Raw genomic sequence first — 25,588 nt, forward strand, 5'->3', positions numbered from 1 at the left:
CGACCGGGTGGCGCGGCCGGCCGCTCACCCGCCGTCGAAGAACTCCGTCTCGCCGGGGTCGGGACGCTCCAGCTCGAAGCCGGAGATCGCGCCGCCCTCGCGGTCGGTCACCTTGGGCTCGCGCAGGGTCTCCGGTTCGCCGCCGGCGTGGAAGCGCGTGACCATCGCCCCGGCGAACCCGCCGTGGTCGTCCTTCGAGGCCGCGAACGGGACGAGCCCCGGACCGGCCCATTCGCGCGACTCCAGCGCGTCGAGCAGCGACTGCCGGGTCAGGTCGCGCCCCGCCTCCTTGAGCACCTGGGCGAACAGCGTCGCCTGCACCATCCCGTAGACGGTGGTGTTGGTGAACGCGCCGTCCTTGTTGTGGTCCTCGTGGATCTTGCGGTAGAGGCCGATCCACGGGTCCTCCGCCATACCGACCTGCGGCAGGTAGGCCGTTGCGATGAGCCCGTCGAGCAGCTCCTCCACGGCGTCCTCCCCCGCGCCGTCGGTGAACTCCGTGAGCAGGCCCTTCAAGGTCTCGGTGTCGGCGCCGATACTGGAGACCACGAACTGCGGGCGGTACCCGATGCGCTCGGACTCCACGATCGCCAGCGCGACGTAGGTCGGGATGCAGGCGCACACCACGACGTCGGCGCCGGCCTTCTTCAGCGCCGCGATCTGGGGCCCGATCTCGGTGACACCGGACTCGTAGCGCTGCTCCTCGACGATCTCGTCGCCGAGGTACCGTTCCAGGCCCGCCCGGGAGTCCTCGCCGACGTCGTCGTTCTGGTAGAAGAAGCCGATCTTCTCGTCGGGGAACTCGTCGGCGATGAACTCCCCCTGGATCTTCGCCTCCTTGGTGTAGTCGACCTGGTAGCCGTAGGTGAGCGGGCTCTTCTCCGGGGCGTTCCACATCAGCGCGCCCGAGGAGACGAACAGGTCGGGGACCCCCTCCTTGTTGAGGTAGTCGACGACCTTCGAGTGGGTGGGGGTGCCGAGCCCGCCGAGCATCGCGAAGATCTCGTCGGAGGCGACCAGTTCGCGGGTGACGTCGATGGTGCGGACCGGGTCGTAGCCGTCGTCCTCGACCAGGTACTCGATCCGCCGCCCGTTGACGCCGCCGTTCTCGTTGACGTATTCGAACACCGCCTTCGCCCCGGCGGATATCTGGGCGTAGCCGGGCGCGGCCGGCCCGGTGAGCGGCTGGTGCGTGCCGATGCGGACCGTGTCGTCGGTGACACCGGTGGCGACGTCCAGGTCGGCGGTGCGGCCCTCCTCGACCTCACCCGCGCCGCCGCACGCCGTCGCCAGCAGGGCGAGTGTCAATCCGATCGCGAGTACGGGTGTTCGTGGACTCATGGCGGACTCTCCTGGGGATCGGGGGTGGGAGCGGAGACTCGGGGGCGGCGGCGGAGCGGCGCCTCATCGGGCCCGGCGGACGGCGCCGGCGGCGTCCCGCACGGCGCCGTGCACACCGTCGGGGCGCAGCAGGACGACGACGATGAGGATCAGGCCGAAGAGGACAATCGGCAGGTTGTTGGTGACACTGGTGCCCAGGGAGAGGGCGTGGGCGGCGTCCTCGGCCCACACCTCCAGGTAGACGAGGGCCGCGCCGCCCCACAGTGCCCCCCACAGGCTGCCCATCCCGCCGAACACGAGCGCGGCGAGCAGGCTGAGCGACAGGGCGAGCGTGAACGAGCTCGGTGTCGCCGTGCCCAGGAGGTAGCCCTGGCAGGCGCCGGCGAGCCCCCCGCAGCAGGCGCTGAGGACGAACGCCGCCACCTTGGTGCGGCCCACCGGGATCCCCGCGGCCGCCGCTGCCAGCGGGTCGTCCCGGACGGCGCGCATGCGCCGTCCCAGCCGGCCGCGGCTGACGGTGGCGAGGACGGTGAGCGCGAGCAGCACGGTGAACCACACGGCCGCGGCCTGCCACTGGGCCGTCGACACCGTCGCCGCCAGTGCCGGCGGCGCCCCGCGCGTGGTGAAGGCCAGGCCGTTGCCGCCGCCCAGCAGTTCGGGGAACCGCACCGCCAGCGACGGCAGCCCCACGGCGAGGGCCAGTGTCGCGCCCGCCAGGTAGGGGCCGTGCAACCGGGCGGTCGCCCCGCCGACCACCACCCCCGCCGCCGCGCTGACCGCAACGGTGATCAGCAGGTTCACCCAGAGCGGCAGCATCGGCAGCCGGATGACGAGCAGGGCGACCGTGTACGCGCCGATGAACATGAACGCGCCGTGGCCGAGCGAGACCTGGCCACTCGCACCGATGAGGACCTGGAGCCCGGCGATCGCCAGGACCGAGTAGCCGACGGCGGCGATCCGCATGGTGTTCACCGTGTCGGTCGCCGCGATGAGCAGCAGGACGGCGGCGAGCGCCCCCGCCGCCAGGACCAGGTGCCGCACGACCAGCGGCACTGTCGACCAGCGGGCCCGTGTGCCGACCGGGGCCGGCGGCCCGGCCGGCGGGCGGACCTCGTCGGCCGCGGGCCGCGGCGCGGGAGAAGCCATCGTCATACCTTTCGGGCGGAGGGCGCGGCGAACAGCCCGGCCGGGCGGGCGCTGAGGACGGCGACCAGGATCGCCAGGCAGGCGAGGGGGGCGAGCTCGGGGCCCGCGTACCCCGAGACGTAGGACAGCCCCAGGCCGACCAGCACCCCGCCCGCGAGGGCGCCGAACGGGTTGTCGAGCCCGCCCACGACGGCCGCGGTGATGCCGTACACGAACACCGCGTCCAGGACGTTGGGCGAGACGAAGGGCGGGACGGCGAGCATCGCCGCGAGGGCGCCGATCGCGGACGCCAGCGCCCACCCGGTGGTGAGCATCAGGCCGACGCGGACCCCGGCGACGCGGGCGGCCTCCGGCCTGTGGGCGGCGGCGCGCATCCGCAGCCCGAGCGGGGTGAACCGGTACAGGGCGAACACCAGGGCCGCGGCGGTGCCGACCGAAACCAGCGCGAAGGCGTCGGAGGCGGAGAACCGCCCCCGGAAGTCCATGGGGTACGGGAAGGAGTGCGGCTCGTTCGTCCAGATCATCCCCGCGGCGCCCTGGAGCACGAGCAGCAGCCCGAGCGTCACGATGACCGCGCTGAGCGGGGACCTGTCGTGCACGGACCGGATCAGCAGGCGTTCGGTGAGGGCGCCCATGAGCAGGCCGGCGAGCAGCGCCGCCGCGAACCCGAGCCAGTAGCGGCCGGTCAGGCCGCTCACCGAGTAGGCGATGTAGACGGCGATGAGGGCCAGGGCGGGCTGGGCGAAGTTCACGACGCGGGTCGCCTGGTAGATGATGACCAGCGAGAGCGCCAGCGCGGCGTAGACGGCGCCGTTGGCGGCGCCGTTGAGGGTCAGGTCCACGAACCGGTCCACGATCGCACCTCAGAATCCCAGGTAGGCGTGGCGCATGCGGTCATCGGCGAGCAGCTCGCCGGGGGCCGCCGCGGCGACGACCTCCCCTTGGGCGAGCACCGACCCGCGGTCGCTCACGGCGAGTGCGCCGCGCGCGTTCTGCTCGACGAGGACCACGGCCATGTCCGCGGAGTCGCAGAGCCTGCGGAGCAGCAGCATGATCTGGCGGGTGACGCGCGGCGCCAGCCCGAGTGAGGGCTCGTCGAGCAGCAGCACCTCTGGGCGGGCCGCCAGGGCGCGGCCGATGGCGAGCATCTGGCGTTCACCGCCCGAGAGGGTCGCCGCGGGCCGGGCCCGCCGCTCGGCCAGCGGCGGGAACAGGTCGAACGCCGCCGCGAGGGCCGCCGGACGCTCCGAACGACGCCGCCAGAGCGCACCGAGGCGGATGTTCTCCGCCACGGTCAGCTCGACGATGATCCCGCCGCCTTCGGGGACGTGCGCGATCCCGTGCCGCACACGCTGCTCGACCGGCATCCGGGTCACGTCGTCCCCGCGCAGCAGCACCCGGCCCGCCGCGACCGGGTGCAGCCCCCCGATCGCGCGCAGCAGGGTCGTCTTCCCGGCCCCGTTCGCCCCGAGGACCGCGTGGACGCGTCCCTTCTCGAAGGCCATGCTCACACCCGAGAGCGCGCGCACGGCGCCGTAGTCGGCGGTGAGCCCCTCGATGCGCAGCAGCGCCGGCTCAGGCATCGTCCGCCGCCTCCTCTCCGGTGCCGAGGTAGGCCTCCGCGACGCCGGGGTCCGCCCGGACCGCCTCCGGCGGCCCCGCGCAGATGACCCTGCCGAAGTCGAGGACCGTGATCCGCTCGCACACCTGCATGACCAGGTCGACGTGGTGCTCGACGAGCAGCACGCCCATCCGCTCGCCGAGTCGGCCGATGAGCTCCGCCAGCGCGCCGATATCGTCCGCCGAGATCCCGGCGGCGGGCTCGTCGAGCAGCAGCAGTTCGGGCTCCGCGACCACGGCCCGCGCGAGGGCGACCCTCTTCTGGAGGCCGAAGGGCAGGGTGCCCGGCAGGGAGCGCGCGGTTCCGGCGATGCCGAACTCCTCGAGGACCGCCATCGCGCGGTCCCGCATGAGCCGCTCGTCGCGCCCGTGGGCACCGAGCCCGGTGAGCATCGACACCGCCCCGCCCCGTGCGAAGCGCTCGGCGCCGACCATGACGTTGTCGAGCACCGGCAGCCCGCCGAACAGGTTGAGCCCTTGGAAGGTGCGTGCGATCCCCAGGCCGGCGAGGTCGTGGGGGCGGTGCCGCCGCAGCGTCCGCCCCTTCCACTCGATGCGGCCGGAGTCCGGGCGCAGCAGCCCGGAGACGACGTTGAACAGGGTGGTCTTGCCCGCGCCGTTGGGTCCGATGAGCCCGGCGACCGTGCCGGCGGGGACGTCGATCCGCACGTCGTCGAGCGCGGCGAGCCCGCCGAACCGCACGCTCACACCGTGCACACTCAACAGGTGGTCCACGGGATCCGGGGGCATCGGTGCTCTTCTCTGTGCCGGCGGGGCGGCGCGGCCCGCCCACGGGGGCACGGCGGACTCGGGACGCGGCGCGCCGCTGAGGGGGACTCGGACCGTCGAAGGGGGTACTCCGGGATGCCGCCGCCCGGCGGCCCGCGGGGACGGGCGGCTCCGGCGGTTTCCACTTCCTCGGGCGATCGCGCGCTCGCCGTGCCGTCAAGCTACAGAAGGGGTTCCTGCGGCCGGAAGGCCCGCGGGCGGGAACCGGTGATTTCACCGATAGGGCGCGGGCCGCACGGCGCGCATCCGCGGTACCGGGGCGGGGCCGCGGCTCGGCGGGCAGCCGGCGCCGGCCCGGCCGGCGCGTGCGGCGCGGCCGGCCCGGTCGCATCGGCCCGGCGAACCGGCCCGCCGCGTGCGGGCGCGCGGTTCAGCGCCTGCCGTAGCGCCAAGTCATGAAGTCGTGGCGGCGTTCGGAGTCGCGCATGCGGGTGTAGAGCTCGCCGACGGTCGGCGCCGACACGACCTCGCCGCCCTCGGGCACCGGCCAGCACGCGAACGCCCAGAACCGGCGGGTGTAGGCGCCCCACAGTACGAGCCACGCCCCCTGTTTCTGCCATTGGACGTGCGCAGCGGCGCGGTGGCGCTCCTCGTCGCTCACCCGCGCCCTCCCGGATCCCACCTTGCCCACCGATCACGACGGCGGTTTGGAATCTGGGCATACCCTGCCATTCCCGCTGTTTCACGTCGGAGCGCCGAAAGAGGATGGCCGAATAGGGCCTCCGCCGCCCCTACCGGGCGGGGGCGGTGTCCGCTCCGGACGACAGCCCGGAGCCCGGCACCGGGGCGGCGGGGTCGCCGCCGAGGGCGACGATGCGGTTGCCGCGGTCGACGTGGACGACGCGGGGCGTGTGCGTGCGCCGCTCCGCGTCGTCCATGACCGCGTACGACATGACGATCACCAGGTCGCCGGGTGCGACGAGGCGGGCGGCGGCGCCGTTGACGCCGACCACGCCGCTGCCGCGCTCGCCCGTGATGGCGTAGGTGACCAGGCGGTTGCCGTTGTCGATGTCGACGACGTGCACCTGCTCGCCGTCGACCAGGTCGGCCGCCGCCATGAGGTCGGCGTCCAGGGTGATGGAGCCGACGTAGTGGAGGTCGGCGCGGGTGACGGTGGCCCGGTGGATCTTGCCGTTGATGAGGGTGCGCTGCACGGTGACTGCTCCTGTTTCGCTCTCCAGGCCCCGGCGGGGTCCCGTGGCACCCCGATCATCGCCGACCGCGCCCCGCCCGCCCGCGGCCGGGGCGCCGCTCCACGCACTCCCTAGTCGTCGTCCTCGTGGTGGTCGAGGTTGACGGTGCCGCGCCGCCAGTACCCGTCGACCTCGTAGCCGTCGTCCTTGGCGAAGCCGAGGTCCTTGAAGTGGCGCCGGATCGGCTTCAGCGACAGCGCCTCGCCCGCGGCCCACGCGAACCCGTCGCCCTCGGGCAGTGGCAGCGCGCGCACGGCCGCCTCCAGGATCCCGGTGGTGCCCGGCGCGGCCGTGCCGCGGTGCAGCCAGGTCACGGCCGCCCCTGCGGGCGCGTCGATGGGCTGCTCCTCGCCGCTGTCGGCGACCTCCAGGAACGCGAACACGCGGGCGTCGCGGGGCAGCTCCTCCAGCCAGCGGGCCGCGGCGGGCAGGGCGGTCTCGTCGGCGGCGATGATGTAGTAGTCGGCGCCGGTGGGCACGTGCACGGTGCCGCGCGGACCGAGGACCCCGATCCGGTCGCCGGGCGCGGCGCGGCCGGCCCAGCGCCCGGCGGGTCCGTGGTCGTGGTCGACGAAGTCGATGTCGAGGGTCTGGCGGGCGTCGTCGTAGCCGCGGACGGTGTAGTCGCGGAAGATCACACCGGGGGCGCGGAAGTTGCCGACCCGGCCGTCCCCGTCGAGTTCGGGGAGGACGTGGGCGCCGGTCTCCTCATCGGGGAACCACAGCTTGACGTGGTCGGCGAAGTTGGCGGTGCGGAACCCGGCGAGCTGGTCCCCGCCCAGGGTGACCCGGATCATCCGCGGGGTGATCCGGCGGACCGCTCGCACGTCGAGCAGGCGCGGGGTAAGCGGGAACAGCTCGGTCCGGGACTTGCTGCGCGGCTGCGCCATCAGGCGTTCTCCTCGTTTGCTTCTGGGGTGGTCGTGGGCGGCAGGGTCGGCGCTGCCGATGGCGCCCGCCGGACGGGATCGCGCGGGCCGGCCGTGCGGCGCGGCCGGCGGCGCCCCGCCGCACCCGGCGCCGGCCTACTTAGGCAACGCTAACCTATCTTCCTCGCTGCGTTCCGCCGCAGTGGGCCTCCCGCGGCGGCCCCGCCCGGCCGGCCGCGGCACCAGGGGGCGGAACGCGGGCGGGGGCGGTCCCGCTCACCGCCGTTCCGGCTCGCCCGCCCCGGCCGCCGCCTCCCCGCTCGGCCACGCCGCGCGCAGGCCGGGGAAGAGCGCCGCGACCGCCGCCGCCGACGCCACGGTGAGCGCGCCGCCCGCGACGATCGCCGCGACCGGCCCCACCAGGGGGGCGAGCGCGCCCAGCGTCATCGCGCCCAGGGACGTGCCGACCGTGGCCTGGGCCGTCCATAGGCTGTTGACGCGGCCGCGCAGCGGGTCGGGCGTGTGCGCCTGGAGCAGTGAGTAGCGCAGGATCTCCTCGGTGACCTCGGCGAAGCCGAGCACGACGAGGACGGCGAACGCGGCGGCCGGCCACGGGCTCAGCCCGAACCCCGCGACCGCGGTGCCGCACACGGCGACCACCACCGGCAGCAGCGCCCCGTGGTAGTGCACCCGGCCGGTCCACCCGCTGGTGAGGGAGCCGAGGACGGCGCCCACCGCGGGCGCGGTGTAGAGCAGGCCCGCCGTCCCCTCGCCGCCGCCCAGCACCTCCGCGGTGAATTGCGGGATGAGCACCTGCGGCGTGGCGAACAGCAGCTGCGCGAAGCCGAGCAGCAGCAGCGGGCCGACCACGCGGTGGCGGGCGGCGAAGCCCAGCCCGGACCGGATGGCGGCGGCGATCGGCGCCTTCCCGTCCCCCGCGCCGGGCCGCAGCGGCGGCAGCCGCGCCACGACCACCGTGGTCAGGGCGGACGCGGCGGCGGTGACCGTGTAGTTCACCCCGAACCCCCACGCCGCGATGATCACGCCGCCCAGCGCGGGGGCCAGCACCGATCCCAGCTGGGTGGTGAGCGCGATGAGCGCGCCCGTGGCCGCCAGCCGGTCCTTGCCCACCAGGCCGGGCGCCGCCGCCTGGAGCGCGACGGCGCTGAACGCGCCGATCAGGCCGTTGACCACGGCGGCCCCGTAGATCACCGCCAGGTAGGGCCCGCCGGGGACGGCGCAGTTCACCGCCAGCGCGGCGAACGCCGCCGTCCCGGCGGCCCTGCCGATCACCATGAGCGTGCGCCGGTCCATCCGGTCGGCGAGCAGCCCCCCGGCCAGGGTCCCGCAGAACGTCGAGACGCCCGCCGCGGCGGCGACGGTGGCGACCATGAAGGACGAGCCGGTGATGGCGTACACCTGGAGCGGCAGCGCGACCATGGTGAACCCGATCCCGAACAGCGAGACGAGCCGCGCGGTGAACACGATCCGGAACGCGGGGACGTCGCGGAGCGGGCTGAGGTCGATGGCGATGTGGGCGAGTCTCATCCGCGGGTCAGGACTCCCCCATGGCGGCGCGCAGGGACGCGGGGCGCAGGTCGGTCCAGGTGCGGTCGATGTAGTCGAGCGCCACCTGGCGCGGCGCCGAACTGTGGGCGACCTGCCAGCCGGCGGGGACCGCGGCGAACTCGGGCCACAGCGAGTGCTGCCCCTCGTCGTTGACGAGGACGAGGAAGTCGCCGTCGGGGTCGTCGAACGGGTTGGTCATCACTGCTCCTTGCAGTCGGGGTCCGGACCCGCGCTGCGCGGGTCCGCTGGGTCCGGGCGCGGGTTCCCGCGCGGCGGGGCACCGCCGCCCGGGTCAGGCGTCGGGTCGGGCGCGCAGCGCCCGGTCGACGATCGGGCCGATCACGCTGAGCGCGGTCGGCGCGGCCATGTCGTCGTGGCGGCAGTTCACCCCGTGCGCGCGGACGGCGCCGCTGACGTAGGGCTCCCAGGTGCGGTGCAGGTCCGCCGCCGGGACGCTCGCCGTCGCCGTGAAGAACAGCACGTCGCCGTCGAAGCGGCGGTGCCGGGCGGCGTGCATGAGCCGGGTGGCGGCCTGCCAGGTGTCGGCGATCGCGCCGATGGTGTCGGGGCCGAGCCCGGTGAGGAGGCCGCCGTCGGCGTCGGCGACGACCCGGTCGCGGGTCAGGGGCCCCGCCGCGGGGTCGGGCGGTGCCGCGCGGGCGAGGTCGAGGACGGCGCGCAGCGCCTCCTGCTCCAGTTCGGCGGCCGAGGGCTCCTCGGTGCCCAGAGCCTCCAGCGGGTAGGTGTCGAGCATCCCGAGCAGGCCCACGTCCTCGCCCGCGTCCTGGAGGAGCACCGCCATGGCGTGGGCGACCTGGCCGCCGAACGACCAGCCCAGCAGGTGGTAGGGGCCTTCGGGCTGGACCGTGCGGATCTGCTCGATGTAGTGGGCGGCGAGCTCCTCGATGTCCGCCGCGGCCCCCGCCGGGTCGCCGCCGCGCAGCCCCGGGTGCTGCACGCCGTACACCGGGCGCCGCTGGTCGATGTAGGGGACCAGCGCAGCGAACGGCCAGGCGAATCCGGCGGCGGGGTGCACGCAGAACAGCGGTTCGGCGCGGCCCGCGGTGCGCAGCGGCAGGAGGCCGCCGAGCTGGGCGCCGCCCTGGTGCCCGGCGACGTGCTCGGCGAGCCGCGCCACCGTGGGCGCGGCGATGAGGGTGCCGACGTTCAGCCTGATGCCGAGCGCCTTGCGGACGCGGCCGACGACCCGCATGGCCAGCAGCGAATGGCCGCCCAGCTCGAAGAAGTCGTCGTCGGGCCCCACCAGCGGCACGCCGAGGACCTCGGCGAACACCCCGCACAGCAGCTCCTCCGCCGCGCCGCGCGGCGCGCGCCCCTCCCCCGCCGCGACCGGCGGCGCGGGCAGCGCGGCCCGGTCGAGCTTGCCGTTGACGGTGAGCGGCAGCGCGTCGAGGACCGTGAGCGCCGAGGGGACCATGTACTCGGGCAGCCGCGCCCGCAGCGCCTTGCGCACCAGTTCGGTGTCGACCGCCGCCCCGGCTCGCGCCACGAGGTAGCCGGCCAGCCGGCGGACCCCCGGCGCGTCCTCGCGCACGACGACGGCGGCCTGGGCGACGTCGGGCTCGGCGCGCAGCTCCGCCTCGACCTCGCCCGGCTCGATCCGGTGGCCGCGCACCTTGACCTGGTCGTCGGTGCGGCCGAGGAAGTCGACGCTGCCGTCGGGCGCCCAGCGCACCAGGTCGCCGGTCCGGTACATCAGCCCGCCGGCCGGGCCGAAGGGGTCGGCGACGAACCGCTCGGCGGTCAGGCCGGGCCTGCCGTGGTAGCCGCGGGCGGTCCCGGCCCCGCTGAGGTACAGCTCGCCGGGGACGCCGACGGGGACGGGGTGCAGCCCGGTGTCGAGCACGTAGGCCCTGGTGTTGGCGATCGGGCCGCCGACCGTGGGGACGGCGCTGTCGTCGGTGCCGCCGCCCAGCGCGTTGATCGTGTACTCGGTCGGGCCGTAGAGGTTGTAGCCGAGGACGCCCTCGGCGTCGGCGAGGGCCCGCCACACCTCGCCGGTCACGGCCTCCCCGCCGAGGAGCACCAGGCAGGGGCGGCGGCCCGGGTCGGCGAGCAGCCCGTCCTCGATGAGCTGGGCGCAGTAGGACGGGGTCACGTTGACGACGTCGATCGCGTGCGCGGCGCAGTAGCCGGTCAAGGCGGCGGAGTCGCGGCGCATCTCCTCGTCCATGAGGTGCACCTCGTGCCCCTGGACGAGCCAGAGCAGCTCCTCCCACGACATGTCGAAGGAGAACGAGACGGTGTGCGCGATGCGCAGGACGCGGCCGCCCGCGCGCTCCACTACGGGGTCGAAGATGTGCTCGCGGTGGTTGACCAGCATGTTGGTCAGTCCGCGGCGGCCGACGCTGACCCCCTTGGGACGGCCGGTGGAGCCGGAGGTGTAGATGACGTAGGCGGTGTGGTCGGGGTGCGGCGGGGCGGTGAGCTCGGTATCGGCGAGCGGGTGCCCGGGTGCTGCGGCCACCGCGTCGCGGGTGGCGGGGTCGTCGAGGGTGATGCGCCGCGCCCCGGCTGTGTGCGGGACGCGCCCGGCGGCGGCAGCGGTCACCAGGACGGCGGCGGGGGCGGCGTCGTCCAGCATGTGCGCGAGCCGGTCGGCGGGGTGGTCCAGGTCAAGGGGGACGTAGGCGGCCCCCGCCTTGAGCACGGCGAACAGGGCGACGACGAGGTCGGCCGAGCGCGGCAGGCCGAGGGCCACCCGCGACTCGGGGCCGATGCCCAGTGCCGCGAGGTGGCGGGCGAGGCGGTTGGCGCGGGCGTCGAGGTCGGCGAAGCCGACCCCGGCGCCGTCGAACACCAGGGCGGTGCGGTCCGGCCAGGTGCGCGCCGCGTCCTCCAGCAGCCGGGAGATCGACGCGTCGGGCACGGCCCGCCCGGTGCTGTTGAACGCGGTCAGCACCCGGGCGCGCTCCTGCGGCCCGGTCGGGTCCAGGCGGCCGACCGGGGCGCCGGGGTCGGCGCAGACCGCGGCGAGCACGCGGCGGACGGTGTCGAGGGTGCGCCGCGCCGTGTCGTCGGCGACCAGGTCGGGGCGGTAGGCGAGGGTGAGCTCGGCGCGCGGCCCCGGCTGCACCACGAAGGTCAGCGGGTAGTGGGTGAAGTCGCCGCCGGCGAGGTCGGACAGTCCGACGGCGTCGGCGAGCGCGTCGAAGGACGCGTCGCGCTGCGGGGTGTTGCGCAGCACGTAGAGGCTGTCGAAGAGCTGCCCGGCGCCGGCCTCCCGCTGGATGTCGGCGAGGCCGAGGTGGTGGTGGGCGAGCAGGTCGGTCTGCTCGGCGTGCACGCGGCGCAGCAGCGCCGTCGCGGTCTCGCCGGGGCGCACGGCGATGCGCACGGGGAGCGTGTTGAGGAACAGCCCGATCGCGCGGTCGATGCCGTCGAGTTCGGCGGGGCGGCCCGAGACGGTGCTGCCGAACACGATGTCGTCGCGGCCCACCAGGCCGCGCAGCGCCAGCGCCCACGCCGTGTAGTACACGGTGTTGGCGGTGATCCCGAGCGTGCGGGCGAGTGCCGATACCGCGGCGGTGAGGTCAGCGGGCAGCAGTTCTGCGTGGGATCGGGGCACGACGGTGGCGCGGGCGGGGTCGGGCCGCGCCACGAGGGTCGGTTCCGCCGGCCCGGAGAGCGCGCGGCCCCACGCGGCCTTCGCGGCGTCGGCGTCCTGGGCCGCGAGCCACCCCAGGTAGTCGCGGAACGCCGGGGCGGCGGGCAGGGCCGCGTCGTCGCCGCCCGCGCGGTACAGCTCGAACAGTTCGCGGCTGAACAGCCCGAACGACCAGCCGTCCATCAGGATGTGGTGGCTGGTGACCAGGAGCGTGTGGTGGTCGGGCCCGCGCCGGACGAGGACGGCGCGGGTGAGCGGGGGCCGGGTGAAGTCGAACCGGCGTTCGCGCTCGGTGTCGCTGATCCGGTCGATCTCGGCCTGTTGCGCCGCGCCGTCGAGCCCGGCCAGGTCGACCTCGCGCCAGGGGAAGGCGACCTTGCGCGGGATGAACTGCACCGGGCGGGCGACGCCCTCGTGCCAGAACCCCGCGCGCAGGTTGGGGTGGCGGCGCAGCAGCGCGGCGAGCGCGCCGCGCAGCGCCTCGGCGTCCAGCGGCTTGGTGAGGGTGTAGACGCTCTGGACGGTGTAGACGTCGAGTTCGTCCTCGTTGTACAGGGTGTGGAACAGCATGCCCTCTTGCAGAGGGGTCAGCGGGAGCACGTCCTGCAACGCGGGCTGCGTGGCCACGTCGGGTGGGTCCTCTCTTCGGTCGGTGCGCGGGGTCCGCGCCGGGCGGCGGGTCATCCCTGGTCGCGGACGAACGCCTCCAGCATGTCGATCTGGTCCTGGCCGAGGTCGACCAGCGGCAGGTCGGACGGTGTGAACCCGCCGGAGCCGGGGTCGTCGGCGTGCTCGGCGAGCGCGGTCAGCGCCGCGGTCCAGCGGTCGGCGAGGTCGGCGACCCGGTCCGCGTCGACCAGGCCCGGCGCCCAGGTCCAGTGCGCGCGCAGCACCGGACCGCCGGGGGTCTCCAGCGCGACGGCGTTGACCTGGATCGGGTGCGACAGCGCCTGGTCGGGGTCGAACGCGCTGGGGATCGCGTCGACCTCGGGGCAGGGCTGCCAGTCGCCCGCCGCGGGTGCGGGGAACCGGCCCAGGTAGTTGAACAGCAGCGGCGGGCGCGGCGCCGCCGCCAGCGCGGCGGCGGTGTCGGGGTTGAGGGCGTTCAGCAGCCCGAAGCCGATGCCGTTGTCGGGCAGGCCGCGCAGGTGCTCCTTGACGGCCTTGACCGCCGTGCCGGGGTCCCCCGCGGGGGCGGGGTCGAGCCGGACGGGGTAGGCGGAGGTGAACCAGCCGACCGTGCGCGAGGCGTCCAGCCGGGCGTCGATCTCCTCGCGCCCGTGGCCCTCCACCTCGACCAGGAACGGGGCCGCGTCCGCCGCGCCGCCGGCGCGCCACGCGGTGAGGGCCGCGGCGAGGGCGGCGAGCAGGACGTCGTCGACCCCCGCCGTGTAGGCCGCCGGTACGGCGCCCAGTACGGTGCCGGTCGCCGCCGCGGGCAGGTCGCGCACGAGGGTGCGCGCCGCGCCGATCGTGTCGCGGGCCGGGTCGGGCGGGCCGGCGGCGATGGGCGCGGTGCCCGGTGCGAGGACCCGCTGCCACCGGTCGAGCTCGGCGGTGCGGGCCGGGTCGGCGGCGTGCTCCCGGAGCCCGATGGCCCAGCCCCGGTAGGACGTGCCGGTGTCGGCGGGGGCGGGGTCGCGGCCCTCGCGCACCGCCGCGACGGCCTCGGCGAGGTCGGGCAGCAGGATGCGCCACGACACGCCGTCGACGGCGGCGTGGTGCACGAGGATCAGCAGCCGCCCGGGGGCGTGCTCCCCCGCGTCGAAGAAGACCGCCTGGGCCACCCGCCCGGCGGCGAGGTCGAGCCGGTCGGCGGCCTCGTGCGCGGCGCGCACCAGCTCCCGCTCGGCGCCCGGCCCGGTGGGGGCGGGTGCGGTGCGCAGGACGTCGGCCGCCCGCACCGCGCCGCGCGGCAGCACCCGGACGTCGGCGCGGCCGGGGTCGCCCGCCGGGTCGGGGCGGACCGCCAGGCGCAGGGCGTCGTGGTGGTCCAGCAGCGCGTCGAGCGCCGCGACGAGGTCGGCCGCCATGAGCCCGGGCGGGGTCCACACCAGGCGGCGCTGCGTGTAGCGGCCGATGGCGCCCCCTTCGCCGAGGAGGTCGCGCAGCACCGGCGGCGCCGGGAGGGCGCCCACGGGGTCGTCGGCGCCTGCCGGGGCGAGCGGTTCGGCGCGGCGCGCCACCGCGGCGAGTGCGCCCGGCGTCTTGCGGGTGAACACCTCCCGCGCGGTGATGCCCAGCCCGTCGCGGCGGGCCAGCGCGACCGCGCGCAGCGCGACGATGCTGTCGCCGCCCAGCGTGAAGAAGTCGTCGCCGGGGCCGACGCGGTCCAGGCCGAGGGTCTCGGCGAACACCGCGCACAGCGCCGCCTCGGGCCCGTCGGCGGGCACCGGGGCGGTGCCGTCGTCGCGCGACAGCGCGGGGGCGGGCAGCGCCGCGCGGTCGACCTTGCCGCTGGGCAGCACGGGCAGTTCCGGGAGGGCCGCCAGCGCCTGCGGCACCATGAACGCGGGGAGCGTGCGGGCGAGCGCGTCGCGGACCCCGTCGGGGTCGGCCCCCTCCCCCGGCGCGGGCACCAGGTAGCCGACCAGCCGGCGGACCCCCGGCACGTCCTCGCGCACCGCGGCCACGGCGTGGGCGACACCGGGCAGCGCCGCCATCGCGGCCTCGACCTCGCCGAGCTCGATCCGGTAGCCGCGGATCTTCACCTGGTCGTCCGCTCGGCCGAGGACCTCGACGGCGCCGTCGGCGCGCCGCCGGGCGAGGTCGCCGGTGCGGTACATGCGCGCCCCCGGCGAGCCGTACGGGTCGGCGGTGAACCGCTCCGCCGTCAGCGCCGGGCGCCCGCGGTAGCCGGTGGCGAGGCTGCCCCCTGCCAGGTACAGCTCGCCGGGCACGTGCGGCGGGCAGGGCCGCAGCCACGGGTCGAGCACCCGCGCCGCGGTGCCGGGCAGCGGGTGGCCCGCGACGGGTGTGCCGCTGTCGGCGACGTCGGCGCACAGCGCGTCGACGGTCGCCTCGGTGGGCCCGTACAGGTTGAGGGTGCGCCCGCCGGGGATGGCGCGCATGCGCCGCCACAGGTCCGCGGGGAACGCCTCGCCGCCCACCACCCGGATGCCCGGCATGCGGGAGAGCGCGCCGGAGTCCAGCAGCCGCCGCCAGTAGGTGGGGGTGAAGTCCAGGTAGTCGATCGCGTGGTCGGCGGTGTAGCGGCCGAGCCGGTCGAGGTCGAGGTAGTCGTCCTCGCCGAGCAGGTGCAGTTCGTGCCCGAGGAGCAGGGCGGCGAGCGCGTCCCAGGACGCGTCGAAGGTGAACGCCGCCGTGTGCGCGACCCGCAGGCGCCGTTGCGCGCCGGGCCCGCCGAACAGCCCATCCCGGTGCCGCGCCAGCAGGCGCGCCAGCGCCGCGTGGGCGACGGTGACGCCCTTGGGCGCCCCGGTGGAGCCCGACGTGTAGATGACGTAGGCGGGCGCGTCCGGCACCTGGGAGAGGTGCGGGTCGGCGCCGGAGCGGGCGGCGAGGTCGGCGCGGACCGCGGGGTCGTCCAGGTCGACGGTCGGCACGCCGCCGGGCAGCGCGGGGAACCCGCCGGAGCGCAGGGCGAGGACCGGTGCGGTGTCGGCGAGCATGAACGCGAGCCGTTCGGCCGGCAGGCCCGGGTCGAGCGGCAGGTAGCCGGCCCCGGTCTTCGCCACGGCGAGGATCGCCGCCACCGCCGCAGCGCCGCGGGGCAGCGCGAGCGCCACCACGGCGCCGGGGCGCGCACCGGCGTCGGCGAGCAGCCGGGCCAGCCGGTTGGCGCGCGCGTCGAGGGCCGCGAAGTCGGCCGACTCCCCCTCGGCGACCAGTGCGGTGTCGCCGGGCCGGGCCGCGGCCTGGCGCCGGAGCAGCTCAGCGACCGTCGGCTCCGCCGTCGCCGCCGGTGCGGGGGCCTCGCCGGGTTCGCCGGGCAGCCGCAGGGTGAGCGCTGCGACGCGCGCCGCGGGGTCGGCGGTGATCTGCGCGGCGAGGTGCCGGGCGCGGTCCAGCAGGCGGTCGGCGATCCCGGGGGCGAGCAGGTCGGGCCGGTGGTCCAGCCGCAGCCGCAGCCGCTCCTCGGGCAGGACGGTCAGCGCCAGCGGGTAGTGGGTGGCGTCGTAGGGGCGGACGGCGGTGACGTGCGGGGGCGCGGGGTCGGCGCCGCCGTCGCCGTCGTCTTCCCCTGGACCGGTGTCGGGCAGGTTCTCCAGAACCGCGTAGGTGTCGAACAGGGCGGGGTGGCCGGCCGCGCGCTGGATGTCGGCGAGCCCGAGGTGGTCGTGCTCCAGCAGCCGGTTCTGCTCGGCGCGCAGCCGCACCAGCAGGTCGGCGGCGCTCTCGCCCGGGTCGAGGCGCACCCGGACCGGGACGGTGTTGATGAGCAGGCCGACGGCCGACCCGGTTCCGGCGCCGTCCGCGCGGCGCCCCGACACCGCCGTGCCGAACACGACGTCGGTCGTCCCGGTGACGGCGCCCAGCAGCAGGCCCCACACCGCCTGGACGACGGTGCTCAGGGTGACGCCGAGGTCGCGGGCGAGCGCCCGCACGGCCGCGTCCTCCTCGGCCGGCAGCACCAGTTCGGTGCTGTGCGGTTCGCCGGTGCCGGGCCCGGTGCCGGCGGCCCCGGCGAGGGTCGGGCCGGGCAGCCCCGCCAGTGCGGCGCGCCACGCCTCCTTGGCCGCGTCGGTGTCGGCGGCCGCCGCGCGGGCGAGGTGCGCGGAGAACGGGACGGGGTCGGGCAGCGGTGTGCCCCGGTAGAGCGCCCGGAGCTCGCCGACGAGCAGCCGCGCCGACCAGCCGTCGAGGACCACGTGGTGGTTGGTGAGGACCAGGACGTGCTCGGCCGGCCCGGTGCGGGCCAGTGCGGCGCGCATCAGCGGCGGGCGCGCCGGGTCGAAGGGTTCGCCCCGCTCGGCGCGCTCCAGCGCGTCGAGCGCCGCGGCGCGGTCGGCCCCGCCGGCGGCGGCCAGGTCCGTTTCCCGCCACGGCAGGTCGGCTGCTGCGGGGACGAACTGCACCGGGTCGCCGCCGGGCGGCGTCCAGAACCCGGCGCGCAGCGCGGGGTGGCGGTCGAGCAGCGCTTCCGCCGCCGCGCGCAGCCGTGCGGGGTCGAGGGGGCCGGACAGGGTCAGGCTGAGCTGGTAGACGTAGGCGTCGTCGGCGCCGCTGTGCACCAGCAGCCCGGCCTGGAGCGGGGTGAGCGGCCAGACCTCCTGGATCTCCCCTGCCCCGGTGTCGGCGCGGAGCTGGGCGAGGCGGCGGCCGTCCAGCCGCGCCTCCGCCGCCGCGGGCTCCGGGGCGGCCCCGGGCGCGGCGGCGTCCTCGGCGCGTCCGGCGGCCGCGGCGAGGCGGGCCGGGGTGCGGTGCTCGAACACCGCCCGGACGCTCAGCTCCAGCCCCCGGCGGCGGGCGAGCGCGACGATGCGCAGCGCGGTGATGCTGTCGCCGCCCAGGGCGAAGAAGTCGTCGTCGGGCCCTGCCGCGGCCCGGCCGAGGACCTCGGCGGTGACCGCGCACATCGCCGCCTCGGCGGCGTCGGCGGGCGCGCGGCCGGGTGCAGGGGCGTCCCCCGCGGCGTCCTCCGGCGCGGGCAGCGCGGCCCGGTCGACCTTGCCGTTGGCGGTCAGCGGGAACGCGTCGACCGCGACGAGCGCCGCGGGCACCATGTACTCGGGCAGGGCGGCGGCGAGGTGCGCGCGCGCCCGCGCCGGGTCGACCGCGCGGCCCGGGGCGGTGGTGTAGTGGGCGACGAGGCGCCGGGCGCCGCCGGGCGCGTCCGCGCGCGCGGTGACGACGGCCCGCGCGACACCGGGCTGGTCGGCGAGGACCGCCTCGATCTCGCCGAGCTCGATCCGGAAGCCGCGGATCTTCACCTGGTGGTCGGTCCGGCCCAGGAAGTCGAGCCCGCCGTCGCCGCGGCGGCGGGCGAGGTCGCCGGTGCGGTACATCCGCGCCCCCGGCGGGCCGAACGGGTCGGCGGTGAACCGCTCCGCGGTGAGCCCCGGCCGGTTCGCGTAGCCGCGGGCCAGGCCGTCGCCCGCGATGTAGAGGTCGCCGGGCACGCCCGGCGGGACCGGCCGCAGGCCCGCGTCGAGGACGTACAGCCGGGTGTTGGCGAGCGGGCCGCCGATGGTGACCGGGTCGCCGGGGCGCACGGGCGCGGCGGCGGACCAGATGGTGGTCTCGGTGGGGCCGTAGACGTTGAGGACCTCCGTTGCGGCGCCGCCGAGGGTGTCGGCGAGCGCCGCGGGCAGCGCCTCGCCGCCGACCAGGACGCGCAGGCCGCGCGGCGCCTCGGGGCGCTCCTCGGTGAGCGCCTGCCACAGGGTGGGCGTGGCCTGCATGACGGTGGTCCCGTGCGCCGCCATCAGCTCCGCCAGTGCGCGGGGTTCGCGCACCGTGGCGCGGTCGGCCAGCAGCACGGCGCCGCCGTGCAGCAGCGGCAGGAACAGTTCCAGCGCGGAGATGTCGAAGCCGACCGTTGTGACGGCGGCCCAGACGTCGCCGGGGCCCAGCGGGACCCTGCGGCCCATGTCGGCGAGGAAGTTGCGCAGCGCACCGTGGCCGACCACGACGCCCTTGGGGGTGCCGGTGGAGCCGGAGGTGTAGAGGACGTAGGCGGCGGAGTCGGGGCCGATCGCCGCGTCGGCGGGGACCGGGGTCTCCGGTGCGGCGGCGTCGGCGTCGGCGTCGAGCACGATCCGCGGCAGCGCGGCGGGCAGCCGGCCGGCCGAGGCGGTGTCGGTGAGCGCGAGCGCGGTGCCCGAGTCGGCGACCATCGCGTCGATCCGGGACGCGGGGAACCCGGGGTCCAGCGGCAGGTACGCCGCCCCGGCCCGGTGCACGGCCACGAGCGCCGCGACCAGGTCGGCGGTGCGCTCCATGGCGACGGCGACCACCTGCTCGGGGCCCGCGCCGCGCCGCCGGAGCAGCGCGGCGATCGACTCGGCGCGCTCGTGCAGCCGCGCGTAGGTGGTGCGGGCACCGCCCGCGATGACGGCGGGCGCGTCGGGGTGGTCGGCGGCGGCAGCGGCGAGCGCGGCGGGCAGCAGCGGCGCGTCCACCGGGTGGCGTGCGGCGGCCGACTCGGCGGCGAACGCGGCGTGCTCGGCGGGCAGGACCGGGTCGAGCCCGCCGATGGGGCGGCCGGGGTCGGCGAGGACCTGGTCGAGGACCAGCAGCAGGCGCTCGGTCAGCGCGGCGGCGGTGGCGTGTTCGAACAGATCGGTGGCGTAGCTCAGCCCGCCGGTGACCCCGTCGGCGCCGGGCCGCTCGGCGAGGATGAACTCCAGGTCGGCCTTTGCCGCCCGCAGTTCGACGGGGTGCACCTCGCCGTCGAGGCCCAGCAGCCCCGGCGCGCCCTCGGGGTCGTGCTGGTGGCTGACCAGCACCTGGAACAGCGGGTTGCGGCCGGGGGCCCGTGCCGGGTTCAGCGCCTCGACGACCCGGTCGAAGGGCAGGTCGGCGTGGGCGAACGCGTCGGTGTCGGCGGCGCGCACGCGGCGCAGCACCTCGGTGAAGTCCGGGGACCCGGCGAGGTCGGTGCGCAGCACCAGCAGGTTGAGCAGCAGGCCCACGACGCCGTGGGTCGCGGCGTCGTCGCGGCCGGCGTGCGGGGCGCCCACGGCGATGTCGGTGCCGCCGCCCACGCGGTGCAGGAGGGTGGCGATGACGGCGTGCCAGGCCATGAACTCGGTGACGCCGTGGTCGCGGGCGAGGGCGCGCAGCCGCCGGTGCCGTTCCGGGTCGACGCGGAACACCGCGGTGCGCCCCTGCCCTGTGGGTGCCAGGGGGCGGGGGCGGTCGGCGGGGAGGGCGGCCTCCTCCGGCAGCCCGTCCAGTGCGGCGCGCCAGTGCCGGACCAGCCCGGCGGCGGCGCTGTCCGGGTCGGCGGGGTCGCCCAGGCGCTCGCGCTGCCACAGGACGGTGTCGCCGTGCTCCAGCGCGAGATCGGGGAACGCGGGCGCGCGCCCGGCGCGGCGGGCGGCGTAGGCGGCGTCCAGGTCGCGCAGCAGCGGCCCTTCGGACCATTCGTCGGTGGCGATGTGCGCGAACACCAGGCAGAGGACGGATTCCGGCGGGGCGGCGGCCGGGCCGCCGGGCGCGGGGCGGCAGCGGACGAGCAGTGCGCGCACCGGGACGTCGGCCGTGATGTCGAAGACCTCGTGCACCGCGGCGTCGACCAGGGCGTCGAGCCCGTCGGCGGCGGCGTCGGCGGTGCGCAGCAGCGGGCCGACGTCCTCGGGCGCGAGCGTGCGCTGGAACGGGACGCCGTCGCGTTCGCCGTAGACGGTGTGCAGGCTCTCGTGCCGCAGGACGACGTCGCGCAGCGCGGCGGCGAGGGCGTCGGCGTCCACGGCGCCGCGGAGCCGGACGGCGACGGGCACGTTGTAGGCGGCACTGGGCCCGGAGAGGCGGTCGAGGAACCACAGCCGCTCCTGGGCCGGCGACAGCGGCAGGACCGCTGGCCGTTCCCGCGCGGTCGGCCCCGCGGCCGCGGCGCCGGGCCCGGCCATGCGGGCGGCGAGCGCCTCGGGGGTGGGCGCCGCGAACAGGTCGCGCACGCGCACGTCGGCGCCCAGCGCCGCCCGGGCGCCGTTCGCCGCGCGGGTGGCGAGGATCGAGTGGCCGCCGAGGGCGAAGAAGTCGTCGGCCGCGCCGACCTCGGGCAGGCCGAGCACGTCGGCGAAGACCGCGCACAGCGCCTCCTCGGCGGGGGTGCGCGGCTTCGCTCCGGCGGCGGGCGCGGCGAACTCCGGCGCGGGCAGCGCGGCGCGGTCGACCTTGCGGTTCGCGGTCATCGGGAACGCGTCGAGCTCGACCAGCGCCGCGGGCACCATGTACTCCGGCAGCCGGGCCGCCAGCGCGGCGCGGACCTCGTCGGGGTCGACGGCCGAGCCGGGGTCCGCGACGAGGTATCCGGCCAGGTAGGTGCGGCCGGGCGCGTCCTCGCGAGCGGTGACGACGGCCCGCGCGACACCGGGGTGGTCGGCGAGCGCCGCCTCGATCTCACCGAGCTCGATCCGGAAGCCGCGGATCTTGACCTGGTGGTCGGTCCGGCCCAGGAAGTCGAGTCCGCCGTCGGGGCGGCGGCGGGCGAGGTCGCCGGTGCGGTACATCCGCGCCCCCGGCGGGCCGAACGGGTCGGCGGTGAAGCGTTCCGCGGTGAGCCCCGGCCGGTTCGCGTAGCCCAGTGCCAGCCCGTCGCCCGCGATGTAGAGGTCGCCGGTGCGCCCGGCGGGCACGGGGCGCAGCGCGGCGTCGAGCACGTGGACGCGGGTGTTGGCGATCGGGCGGCCGATGGAGGCCGGTGCGTCCGGGTCGACCGGCGCCGCCGTCGACCAGATCGTGGTCTCGGTGGGCCCGTAGAGGTTCGTTGTCGCGCCGAGCCCGCTGAGTGTCGCGGCGAGCGCGGGCGGCAGCGCCTCCCCGCCGACCAGGATGCGCAGCCCCCGCAGCGCTTCGGGGGCGGTCTCTGTGAGTGCCTGCCACAGTGTGGGGGTGGCCTGCATGACCGTGGTGCCCGCGGCGGTGATCTGCGCCGCCAGCGCGGCGGGGTCGCGTACGGTGTCGCGGTCGGCGAGGACCAGCCGGGCGCCGTGCAGCAGCGGGAGGTACAGCTCCAGCGCGGAGATGTCGAAGCCGACCGTTGTCACGGCCGTCCACGCGTCGCCGGTGTCCAGCGGGAAGCGGCGGCCCATGTCGGTCAGGAAGTTCACCAGGGCGCGCTGCGGCACGACCACGCCCTTGGGGCGGCCGGTCGAGCCGGAGGTGTAGAGGACGTAGGCGGGTGCGCCGGGCCCGGTGCGCGGTCCCGGGGGCGGCTCCGGCGGCGCGGCGGCGATCTCCGCCGCCGCGGCGGGGTCGTCCAGGCGCAGGGCAGCCGGGCCGCCGGTGCCGAGCCGCGCGGTGGTGCTGTCGGTGCCGACCAGCAGCGCGGCGCCGGAGTCGGCGAGCATGGTGCGCAGCCGCTCCGCCGGGAAGTCCGGGTCGAGCGGCAGCACGGCCGCGCCGGTCGCTCCGACCGCGATCATGGCGGCGACCAGGTCCGTTCCGCGCGGGAGCGCGACAGCGACGACGTTCCCCGGTGCGGCGCCGCGGGCGGCGAGCACCTGCGCGATCCGGTTCGCCCGCGCGTGCAGCGCCCCGTAGTCCAGCCGCTCTCCGCCGGACTCCACGGCGGTGGCGCCGCAGTGCCGCGCCGCGGCGCGCGCGAGCAGTTCGGGCAGGGTGGCGTCGGGGATCTCGGCGCGCGCGGCGAGGGCGTCGTCCCGGAGCGCCCGGTGGCCCGCCGGCGGGAGCAGGTCGAGGCCCGCGAGCCGGCGGTCCGGGTCGGCGGCGGCGACCTCGGTGAGGACGCGGGCGAACTCGCCCAGGCGGTCGGCCGCCCCGTCGGCGTCGTAGCGGGCGGCGTTGGCGCTGAGGTCGAACGTCAGCCCGCTGTCGCCGTCGCGGTACACCGACAGGGACACGTCGTCCACGGGCCCCTCGGACAGGGTGCGGCTGGTGCCGCGGACCCCGGCGAAGGACAGGGTGTAGTCGAACGCCTTGATGTTGAGCATGGGGCCGTGCAGCCCCGTGGCGCGGCCGACGAGGCCGAGGTCGCGGCGGATGTCCTCGGCGCGGTAGCGCTGGTGGGCGCGCAGCCCGCGCAGCCGCTCGGCGGTGTGGCGGACCGCGTCGCCGATGCAAGTCGCCGGGGTCAGGTCGAGGCACAGCGGCAGGACGTTGACCACCATCGAGGGGACCCGCAGCGACGCCGAACCGAGCCGGCCCATCGCGGGCACGCCGAGCACGACCCCCGTCGCGCCGGTGAGGCGGTGGGTGTGCATCCCGAACGCGGCGGTGACCAGGTCGGCCCAGGTGTCGCCGGACGCGCGGGCGCGCGCGTCGAGCGCCGCCGCGGCGTCGGCGCCCAGCCCGGCGACGGCCCGCACCTTGGCGCCGGGGGGCGCGGGGGCCGCCTCGCTCAGCAGCGGGGGTTCGGCCCGGCCGGCCAGCAGCGCCGTCCAGTGGTCGCGGTCGGCGGCCCGGCGCGCCGAGGCGGTGTAGGCGGCCTCCTCGGCGAGGACGTCGGCGAGGCGGCCGGGCCGCGCGGCGGGGACCGCCGTCCCCGCGGCGAGGGCGGTGTAGACGGCGGCGACCCGGCGGCTGATGCCGGTGACGGCGAACGCGTCGGCGATGACGTGGTGGTAGCGCTGGTACCAGAGGCAGCGCCGGCCGAGGCGGAACAGGGTGTGCGCGTGCAGCGGGCCGGCGGCGGTGTCGACCGCCGTGCCCATGTTGGCCCGCATGGCGGCGAGCGCCGCGGCGTGGGGGTCGTCGTCGCCGCCTCCGCTCAGGTCGCGGACGGTGAGGACGGGAGCCGCGGGGTCGGCGGGGGCGATCTCCTGGTGCGGTGTGCCGTCGACCTCCACGATCCGGGAGCGCAGCGCCTCGGACTCGGCCACAACGGTGCGCAGCGCCGCGTCGAGCAGTTCGGGGTCGACGTCGGCGTCGATCTCCACGTACTGGCCGACGTTGTACACCGGGTCGCCGGGGCTGCGCTGCTGGGCGTACCAGACCCCGAGTTGCGCGCCGGTCAGCGCCAGCCGCGCGGGTGCCGCGGTGTGGGTGTCGGCCATGGTGCTCCTCGTCGCTACCGTGCGTCCACCGGGCGGCCGGGCCCTGTTCGGGGCCCGGCCGCCCGGTGCCGTTCGTCGTCGTCGCGGGGGCGGCGCCCGCTCCGTTCGCGCCGCGCCGCCGGGTTCTCGGTCCGCCGCCGGTCCACCGCCGTTGCGCCACCGGGGCGCGCGGGGCGGCGGACGGCGGTCAGCCGGGTGTGAGCAGCCGGGTCCACGCGGCGATGGTGGGCTCGTCGCCCAGCGCGACGAAGTCGGTCTCGGCGCCGGACCTGCGCCACGTCTCCACCAGGCTCATGAGCCGGATCGAGTCCATGCCCCGGTCGAGGAGGTCCTCGTCGGGGTCGATCGTCGCGGGGTCCTCGCCGAGGACCTCGGCCACGTCGGCGTGCAGTCGTTCGGCCGTGAGCGGGGTGCCCGGCGCGGTGTCGGTCATGGCGTGCTCCTCGCGTTCGTGGTGGTCAGGGGGTGGTTGCCCGGGTTCAGCGCGGTCGGGGGGTCCGGGCCGCGATGGACGCGGTGATCTCGCCGACCCGCACCGCCACGTTGGACAGCAGCGAGGAGGAGATGCCGTGCGTGTGCTCCGTGCCGCCCTGGAGGTAGATCCCGCAGGTCAGGTCGTCGGTGGTGGCGAGCCGGTAGTCGCGGTCGACAACGGGGCGGCCCTTCTCATCGGCGACGACGTGCACGCCCAGCGGGCCGAGGAGGTCGCGGGGGTCGGCCGCCGGCCGGTAGCCGGTGGCGTAGACGAGGTAGTCGGCGTCGACCGGGGTCTGCTTGCCGGTGGCGCGGTCCTCGACGGTGGCGGTGACGCCGTCGGCGCGCTCCTCCACCGCGGTGACGCGCGAGGTGCCGTGCAGGACGAGCCGTTCGGCGCCGCGCACCCGGTCGGCGTAGGCCCGCCGGTACAGCTCGTTGATCAGGTCGGGGTCGACCACCGAGTAGTTGGTGTTGCGGTGGTAGCCCATCAGCTCGTCCTTGACCTCCTCGGGCGCGTCGTAGAACGCGTCGACGGCCTCGGGGTCGAAGATCCGGTTGGCGAACGGGGTGTCGTCCGAGGGGCTGTAGCCGTACCGGGAGAACACCGCGGCGACCCGCGCGCCGGGGAACCGGTGGTAGAGGTGCTCGGCGGTCTCCGCCGCGCTCTGCCCGGCGCCGACGACCACGAAGGAGCGCGGGCGGGCGTCGGGGTCCAGCGCGTCGAGGCGGTGCAGCAGGTGCTCGTTGTGCCACACGCGCTCACTGGCGCGGGCGCCCTCGGGCAGCCGCGGGCGCAGCCCCGGCGCCAGGACGAGGTTGCGGCCGCGGGTCCGGGTCACCGCGCCGGACGGGTCGCGGCTGAGGACGTCGAGCTGGGCGACCCGCCCGGACGGGTCGCGCACCGGCTCCACGGCGAACGCCTCGGAACCGTAGTGCACCCGGTCCGCCATTCGCCCCGCGCACCAGGCCAGGTAGTCGTGGAACTCGGCGCGCAGCGGGAACAGCGTCTTGTGGTTGATGAAGTCGTGCAGCCGCCCGGCCCCGTGCAGGAAGCTCAGGAAGCTGAAGTCGCTGGCCGGGTTGCGGGTCGTCACCAGGTCCTTGAGGAAGGACACCTGCATGGTGGCGTCGTCGAGGAGCATGCCGCGGTGCCAGCCGAACTCCTCCTGGCGCTCGTGGAACACCCCGCTCAGGGCGCCGGCCCCGGCGCCGTCGGCGTGTTCGCGCAGCGCGATGGCGAGTGCGACGTTGGACGGGCCGAAGCCGACGCCGACGAGGTCGTGGACTGGCGGTTCGGGGGTGGCGGTCACA

General features: G+C 76.5%; 14 protein-coding genes. All 14 read right to left on the bottom strand.

The window, feature by feature from the left end; all coding sequences use genetic code 11:
* Positions 1 to 24: 24 nt before the first annotated feature.
* Positions 25 to 1,341 carry an ABC transporter substrate-binding protein gene (locus tag CLV63_RS11065; RefSeq protein ID WP_106582862.1) on the bottom strand — a complete coding sequence of 439 codons (1,317 nt, stop codon included), beginning with the start codon at positions 1,339 to 1,341 and terminating at the stop codon, positions 25 to 27.
* 63 nt (positions 1,342 to 1,404) lie between these two features.
* On the bottom strand, positions 1,405 to 2,487 hold the full coding sequence (locus tag CLV63_RS11070; RefSeq protein ID WP_106582863.1) for a branched-chain amino acid ABC transporter permease: 1,083 nt from the start codon (positions 2,485 to 2,487) through the stop codon (positions 1,405 to 1,407).
* A 2-nt stretch (positions 2,488 to 2,489) separates the two neighbouring features.
* A complete protein-coding gene (locus CLV63_RS11075) occupies positions 2,490 to 3,341 on the bottom strand; it encodes a branched-chain amino acid ABC transporter permease (RefSeq protein ID WP_106582864.1) in 852 nt (283 codons plus the stop codon).
* Positions 3,342 to 3,350: 9 nt separating this feature from the next.
* Positions 3,351 to 4,070 carry an ABC transporter ATP-binding protein gene (locus CLV63_RS11080; protein ID WP_106582865.1) on the bottom strand — a complete coding sequence of 240 codons (720 nt, stop codon included), beginning with the start codon at positions 4,068 to 4,070 and terminating at the stop codon, positions 3,351 to 3,353.
* Entirely contained in the window at positions 4,063 to 4,857 is a 795-nt protein-coding gene (locus CLV63_RS11085) for an ABC transporter ATP-binding protein (protein WP_106582866.1), read from the bottom strand. The genes CLV63_RS11080 and CLV63_RS11085 overlap by 8 nt, the downstream gene beginning before the upstream one ends.
* Positions 4,858 to 5,266: 409 nt before the next feature.
* Complete coding sequence (locus tag CLV63_RS11090; RefSeq protein ID WP_245928725.1) at positions 5,267 to 5,497, bottom strand: hypothetical protein; 231 nt, start codon at positions 5,495 to 5,497, stop codon at positions 5,267 to 5,269.
* A gap of 130 nt (positions 5,498 to 5,627) precedes the next feature.
* Positions 5,628 to 6,050: an aspartate 1-decarboxylase gene (gene panD / locus CLV63_RS11095; RefSeq protein WP_106582868.1), complete on the bottom strand. Its 423-nt coding sequence runs from the start codon at positions 6,048 to 6,050 to the stop codon at positions 5,628 to 5,630.
* A gap of 110 nt (positions 6,051 to 6,160) precedes the next feature.
* Positions 6,161 to 6,979, bottom strand: a complete 819-nt coding sequence (locus tag CLV63_RS11100; RefSeq protein ID WP_106582869.1) for a siderophore-interacting protein — start codon at positions 6,977 to 6,979, stop codon at positions 6,161 to 6,163.
* A gap of 255 nt (positions 6,980 to 7,234) precedes the next feature.
* Entirely contained in the window at positions 7,235 to 8,506 is a 1,272-nt protein-coding gene (gene entS, locus CLV63_RS11105; RefSeq protein WP_106582870.1) for an enterobactin transporter EntS, read from the bottom strand.
* A gap of 7 nt (positions 8,507 to 8,513) precedes the next feature.
* The gene (locus CLV63_RS11110) at positions 8,514 to 8,726 is read right to left on the bottom strand and encodes an MbtH family protein (RefSeq protein WP_106582871.1); all 213 of its coding nucleotides are present in this window, start codon (positions 8,724 to 8,726) and stop codon (positions 8,514 to 8,516) included.
* Between the two features lie 93 nt (positions 8,727 to 8,819).
* Positions 8,820 to 12,782, bottom strand: a complete 3,963-nt coding sequence (locus CLV63_RS11115; RefSeq protein WP_245928726.1) for an amino acid adenylation domain-containing protein — start codon at positions 12,780 to 12,782, stop codon at positions 8,820 to 8,822.
* A 53-nt stretch (positions 12,783 to 12,835) separates the two neighbouring features.
* Positions 12,836 to 23,800 carry a non-ribosomal peptide synthetase gene (locus tag CLV63_RS11120; RefSeq protein WP_106582873.1) on the bottom strand — a complete coding sequence of 3,655 codons (10,965 nt, stop codon included), beginning with the start codon at positions 23,798 to 23,800 and terminating at the stop codon, positions 12,836 to 12,838.
* Between the two features lie 187 nt (positions 23,801 to 23,987).
* On the bottom strand, positions 23,988 to 24,233 hold the full coding sequence (locus CLV63_RS11125; RefSeq protein ID WP_106582874.1) for a phosphopantetheine-binding protein: 246 nt from the start codon (positions 24,231 to 24,233) through the stop codon (positions 23,988 to 23,990).
* A 46-nt stretch (positions 24,234 to 24,279) separates the two neighbouring features.
* The gene (locus CLV63_RS11130; protein ID WP_106582875.1) at positions 24,280 to 25,587 is read right to left on the bottom strand and encodes a lysine N(6)-hydroxylase/L-ornithine N(5)-oxygenase family protein; all 1,308 of its coding nucleotides are present in this window, start codon (positions 25,585 to 25,587) and stop codon (positions 24,280 to 24,282) included.
* Between the last annotated feature and the right edge of the window lies 1 nt (position 25,588).

Source organism: Murinocardiopsis flavida, from assembly GCF_003014485.1.
Taxonomy (GTDB): domain Bacteria; phylum Actinomycetota; class Actinomycetes; order Streptosporangiales; family Streptosporangiaceae; genus Murinocardiopsis; species Murinocardiopsis flavida.